Source organism: Candidatus Eisenbacteria bacterium, assembly GCA_016867715.1.
In the GTDB taxonomy this organism is placed as follows: Bacteria; Orphanbacterota; Orphanbacteria; order Orphanbacterales; family Orphanbacteraceae; genus VGIW01.
In genome coordinates this window covers 1-5,794 of record VGIW01000139.1, presented here as the reverse complement: position 1 = coordinate 5,794, position 5,794 = coordinate 1, and the positions used below count along the sequence as shown (strand labels likewise).

General features: G+C 67.4%; 6 protein-coding genes. 4 read left to right on the top strand and 2 right to left on the bottom strand.

Going from position 1 to position 5,794, the window contains the following annotated elements; translation table 11 throughout:
- From FJY73_13885 to FJY73_13870, 4 genes are all read left to right on the top strand, one after another.
- On the top strand, positions 1–655 hold a 655-nt coding region (locus tag FJY73_13885; GenBank protein ID MBM3321749.1), incomplete at its 5' end, for an ABC transporter permease.
- Positions 652–1,719, top strand: a complete 1,068-nt coding sequence (locus FJY73_13880; GenBank protein ID MBM3321748.1) for an ABC transporter permease — start codon at positions 652–654, stop codon at positions 1,717–1,719. The genes FJY73_13885 and FJY73_13880, both read left to right, overlap by 4 nt.
- Positions 1,720–1,886: 167 nt before the next feature.
- Positions 1,887–3,608 carry a hypothetical protein gene (locus FJY73_13875; protein ID MBM3321747.1) on the top strand — a complete coding sequence of 574 codons (1,722 nt, stop codon included), beginning with the start codon at positions 1,887–1,889 and terminating at the stop codon, positions 3,606–3,608.
- A 13-nt stretch (positions 3,609–3,621) separates the two neighbouring features.
- Positions 3,622–4,491, top strand: a complete 870-nt coding sequence (locus tag FJY73_13870; GenBank protein ID MBM3321746.1) for a DUF1848 domain-containing protein — start codon at positions 3,622–3,624, stop codon at positions 4,489–4,491.
- Here the strand turns inward: FJY73_13870 and FJY73_13865 are convergent.
- Together FJY73_13865 and FJY73_13860 are read right to left on the bottom strand one after the other, a co-directional pair.
- Complete coding sequence (locus tag FJY73_13865) at positions 4,458–4,826, bottom strand: hypothetical protein (protein MBM3321745.1); 369 nt, start codon at positions 4,824–4,826, stop codon at positions 4,458–4,460. The genes FJY73_13870 and FJY73_13865 overlap by 34 nt on opposite strands.
- A 203-nt stretch (positions 4,827–5,029) precedes the next feature.
- Entirely contained in the window at positions 5,030–5,698 is a 669-nt protein-coding gene (locus FJY73_13860; GenBank protein MBM3321744.1) for a hypothetical protein, read from the bottom strand.
- Positions 5,699–5,794 lie beyond the last annotated feature (96 nt).

The window sequence follows — 5,794 nt, the reverse complement described above, 5'->3', positions numbered from 1 at the left end:
CGCGCTCGGCGTGTTCGTCGGCGTCCTCTCCGCGGTGAAGCAGTACTCGCTCGCCGACCACGCGGCCACCGTGCTCACGTTCTTCTTCTACTCGATGCCGAGCTTCTGGTTCGCGCTCATGCTTCTTCTCGTCTTCCACTATCACCTTCGATGGTTCCCGGCCGATCAGATGACGTCGATCGATTTCGTGTACGAGTCGCTGTCGATTCCGGGAAAGATCCTCGACCGCGCGCGGCATCTCGCCCTCCCAGCGACCGCGCTCGGCCTCGGGGCGATGGCGGGGGTCGCGCGCTACACGCGCGCGAGCGTGCTCGAGGTGATGGGGATGGACTACGTCCGCACCGCGCGCGCGAAGGGACTCCCGGAAAGAGACGTGATTCTCCGCCACATCCTCCGGAACGCGCTTCTCCCGGTGATCACGCTTCTCGGTCTCTACCTTCCGTACCTTTTCAGCGGGGCGGTGCTCGTGGAGACGATCTTCGGTTGGCCGGGGATGGGGCGCGTGACCGTGACGGCGATCTTCCAGCGGGACTACCCGCTCATCTTGGCGAACACGATCGTCTCGGCGCTTCTCGTCGTCGTGGGGAACCTACTCGCGGACGCCGCGTACTCGATCGTCGATCCGCGCATCCGGCGGGGGGGAGGGGAGCGATGAGGACTTCGCCCGCGACGCGGCTCGCGCAGGAGAGAGCGTTCGGGACCGCGCGGCTCTTCCGCCTTGTTCTCCTCGCGTGCCTCCTCGCGACGATCCCGTGGAGAGCGGAGCGCATCGCGGGCTTCTTCCGCGACCCAAGCGGCGCGGGGATCGCGTCGGCTTTCTTTCTCGCCGCGGCGATCGCGGGGTTCGCCGCATGGGAGGCGCGGGCGCGGCGCGCCCCGCGCGATGCGACGCGCGGTTTCCTCGGGCGCTTCCGGCGAAACCGGCTCGCCTCGTTCGGGCTCGCCGCGATGCTCGTTCTCTATCTCGCCGCTCTCCTCACCCCGATTCTCGCGCCGAGCGAACCGAACCGACAAGACCTCGATGCCGCCTCGCGTCCCCCTTCGGCGGAGCATCCGCTCGGAACCGACCCGTTCGGGCGCGATGTCCTCAGCCGGATTCTTTATGGATCGAGAATTTCCCTTTTCATCGGGTTCGTGTCCGTGGCGATCGCCGTGACGCTCGGGGCGCTCGTCGGTGCGGCCGCCGGCTTTCTCGGAGGAGCGGCCGATTGGGTTCTCATGCGCGTCGTCGACGTGATCCTCTCCTTTCCCCGGCTCGTCCTTCTCCTCGCGGTGATCGCTCTCTTTCAACCGTCGATCTTCCTTCTCGTCGCGGTCCTCGGCATGACCGGCTGGATGGGGACCGCACGGATCGTGCGCGGCGAGGTCCTCTCGCTCCGGGAACGGGAGTTCGTTCTCGCGGCGCGCGCTCTCGGCTTCAGCCGGCGGCGAATCCTCTTCGCGCACATCCTCCCGAACGCGATGGCCCCCATCATCGTGGCGGCGACCCTGAACATCGGGAACACCGTGATGATCGAGGCCTCGCTCTCCTTCCTTGGGCTCGGCGTGCAGCCTCCGGCGGCGAGCTGGGGGACAATGATCAACGACGGGAGGGACCTCCTGACGAGCGCGTGGTGGCTCGCGACGTTTCCGGGGCTCGCGATCCTGTTCACCGTGATCGGCTTCAATCTCGTCGGCGACGGCCTCCGCGACGCGCTCGATCCGCGCGCGCGGAGGTAGCCTCGCGCCGAGCGGTTCACGGAATCCGCGCCCCACCCCGCGATTGACGTTCCGTCGCCGGGGGGGTATCGTACAGGCGCCGGCGAGAGACGGTCTTCGTGCGCCCGCCGGTCTTCCGGGGCCGGACTTCCCCGGTGACTCACGAATCACGCGATGGGGGAATGGCAATGAGACTTCCGAGGTCCGCCTGGATCCTTCTATGCGGCGTTCTTTTCCTCACGATGAGCTGCGGAGACGAGGAGGAAGCGCCGGTCGGGCCGCCCGACGGAAAGGACCGGCTCGTTCTCACGCTCTCCAATTTCGGGGATCCATCTCCTTACCACTTCGCCCTCTGGGCGATCGATGGCGCGAACGCCTCGCTCGTTCTTCGCTTCACCGCAAGAGACGGCGCGCCCGTCACGCTCGCCGGGGAGCCGATCCCATCGATCGACCAGGAGAGAGCCCTCGGGAGTGCGGACCGGCTCCTTCTCACGCTCGAGAGCGACACCCTGGGCGCCGCGCCCGGCCCGCACCGCATGATGGGAGGCGCGGTCTCCGAGAACGGAGCGACCCTCGCGCTCGCGGATGCCGGCGGTCTTGGCGCGGACCTCTCGGGCGCCGCCGGGTTCTTTCTCTTCGACACCCCGTCGACCCCCGAACCGGCCGACTGCGGACGAGGGATTTGGTGGACGGACGGAGGCGGCGTCTCCGGCCTCGTCCTTCCGGCGCTCGCCGGCGCATGGACGTACGAGGGGTGGGTGATCGACCGGAATTCCGGCGCGGCCTACTCGACCGGCCGATTCGACGGCCCGACCGGCGCCGATTCGGACGGCGCGGGCCAGACGGCCGGCCCCGAAGCCGGCTACGACTTCCCCGGACAGGATTTCGTCCGGACCGAAGGGAACATCCCGCCGCTCGACCTCGACGGCGGATCCTTCGCGGCGGCCGTGACGCTCGAACCGGATCCGGACCTCTCCGACGATCCTTTCTTCCTCAAGCTTCTCGACAAGAACGCCGGGAGCGGGAACCTCTTCTTCACCGTCTCCACGCTCCCCCGCGCGCCCCAGGGATTGCACTACGAGATCTGGGCCGCGTACCCCGACACTCTCGTCTCCGTCGGAAAGTTCCTCTATGTCAACCGGCGCGTCGTGGACGTCGAGACCGGTGTGGAAATCGCCGCGTTCCCGATCGGATCGAGCCTCGTCGACGCGAGCGCGATCCGCATCTCCCTGCAGAATCCAGCGGACGGCCCCGAGCCGAGCGGCTCGTTCCTCCTGGCGGGAAGCTTGAGCGGCGGGGTGGCGGTCCTCTCCACCGACGAGCCGCTCGCGCTCGGACACGCGTACACCGAGACGACCGCCCGCTACATCTTGGAAACCCCCTCGACGGCGGATCCGGGCGACCGCCGGCGCGGGATCTGGTTCTACGAGGTGCAGGAGGGGGAGACGACCGGGACCCTCCCGATCCCGGCCGCTCCCTCCGGTTGGAAGTATCAAGCATGGATCTATAAAGTGTTTGGCGCGCCCGATACCGTCTCGATCGGCGCGTTCGTCGATCCCCTCGGGCCGGACGGAGACGGAGCCGGTCCCCACGCCGGACCGGGCGGGCCCATCCCTCACTTCCCGGGACAGGACTTCGTGAGCGGCTCGATCCGCAATCTGGACGACGGCACCTATGGCGTCCTCGTCTCCCTGGAGCCTGAAGACGATCCGGCGCCCGGATCCCCGTATCTCCGGATCTTCGAGGACATCGACATCGACGAGATGGACCCCGGCGTCGCGCAAACGCTCGGAAGCCTCTCGATGACGCTCCCCGCCGGCACGGCTCGAGCGGAGGCGGCACGGGTCGTCACGATGCGTTCTCTCGGCGCTCTTCTCCCGCGGGCGGTCGTTTCCTTCGGGAGGAAGTAGCGAGCGGCGCGGCGTGCGACGCATCGTCTCCGCGAGCCGCCGAACCGATCTCCCCGCCTGGTACGCCGGCTGGTTCGTTCGAAGGCTGCGGGCGGGCTTCGCGTCCGTCCGCTCGCCGTTTTCTTCGAGCGTGCGCGAGGTCTCGCTCCTCCGCCCGGATGTCGTCGCGTTCGTCTTTTGGACGCGCGACGCGACCCCGTTTCAGGGAGCGCTCGATCTTCTGGACTGCGAAGGCTATCCCTACTACTTCCAATACACGCTCACCGCGTATCCGCGCGACTTGGAGCCCGGCCTTTCCCGCGAGCGATGCATGAGGGGTTTTCGGTCCGTCGCCGATCGGATCGGGCCGGAGCGGATGGTCTGGCGCTACGACCCGATCATCCTGTCCGAGGGTCTCGAGCCGGACGATCATCGCGAGCGCTTCGCGCGGATGGCGCGCTCGCTTTCCGGTGTCGCCGGAGCGGTCGTCGTGAGCGTCCTCGATCGGTACCGCAAGGTCGAGGCGCGCCTCGCTCGCCTCGACCGGGCGGTTCAAGACCCGACCCGGACGGAAGCAGGGCGGCTTCTCCTCGATCTCCAGGAGATCGCACGGGGCGAGGGGATGGTCCTCTCGACATGCTGCGAAGAAGAGATCCGCCCTCCGGGCATTCCGAAGGGGGCGTGCGTCGACGCGGAGAGGATCCGTCGGATCGCGCCCGACGAAGCATGGGACGCGGAGCCGGGACCGACGCGAGAGGGATGCGGGTGCGCGCGGAGCGTGGACATCGGCGCGTACGACTCGTGTCCATTCGGCTGCGTGTACTGCTACGCGATCCGGTCGCGGGAGAGCGCGGCTCGACGCCGCAAGGCTCACCGAGAGGAGAGCGAGCGGCTCTTCGAGTAGTTGCGCGGGGGCTCGGTCCCCGGGGGGTGCGCGAGAAGGAACGCGCTCCGGTGCGCGACCATCGGGAACTGCACGACCTGATCGTAGGCGAGCCAGACACGCACCTTCCCGTCCTTCCTCCAGACGAGAACCCGCTCCTGCTCGAGCGGGATCTTCTTGTCGCGGGCGTACGCGAGGATCTCCCCTCGAACGTACTGCTCGGAGTGGAGCGCCGACTCCGCGACGATCTCCCGCACGCGCATGGCGAGCATCCGGTGGAGCACGTGCGGGAAGCCGAGGAGGAAGAGGGCGTGCGCCGCGACGAGAACGAGACAGAGCTTGATCACGAACCGCATGGAGAACCCTCCCCCACCCCTTATCGGCACGGGGAGACCGAGTTTGCCCCGCCGCGAGACGAGGTCCATAACCGATTCATTGACAAGCGCTTGCATTCTCTCATTGCGAGGATCCGGCGCGCTCGCGCCGGCCACGCGCGCCGAAAAGAAAACGCCCCGGGCGACCCTGGCGGAGCCTCCCGGGGCGGTGCGCGCTGCGATCGTTACGACTCGATGATTCGAACCCGCTTCTCGAAGTCTTGCGCGCTCAGCCTTCCCTCGTTGTAGTCGGTGATCTCGCGCATCTGGACGCGGATCACGAGACGTTCCGCCTTCTCGCTCCCCCACGAGCCCAAGAGCGGCGTCGCGAAGATCGCGAACCACTCGTCCGGCTTCGCGCGCGCGATCGTGTCCCCGTAGTCGCGCACGACCTCGACGAGCTCCTTCTTCACGAGCTCCCAACGCGCGGCTTCGTCGACAGTCTTCTTCTCGCCCGCCGGCTTCTCGCCTTGCTCCTCCTCTTTCTTCTTCTTGATCGTGATGACCGTTTCGCCCTCCTTTTCTTTCTCCTCGCGCGTGATCGCGTAGCCCTCGCCGATGTCGAGCAGCTTGGAGAGCGACTGCCAGCGGAACTGGTCGTCGACGATCCCGAGCTCCATCGTGAAGAGGAAGCCGAAACCGTCCAGGTACACGCCTCTCGTCGGGTGCGTCGACTTCACGAGCGCGTTCTCGCTGTCGACGAGCGCCTCGTCGAGGATCTTCTCCATGATCGAGATCTGCTTGCGGAGCTTCTCGTCCGCGCCCTTCTCGGTCGCCTCCCCGACGAGCGGGAACACGACCGCCGCCGCCAGGACGAGAGCGCCGAAGAGGAACATGCGGCTTCCTGTCTTCATCGCGATACCTCCCTCGGGCCTTCCGACCCCGCACGATACGACGAGAAAGGGCTCCTCGTCGATTAAGGATTCTTGAGGCGGGCGCCGTCATGGTAC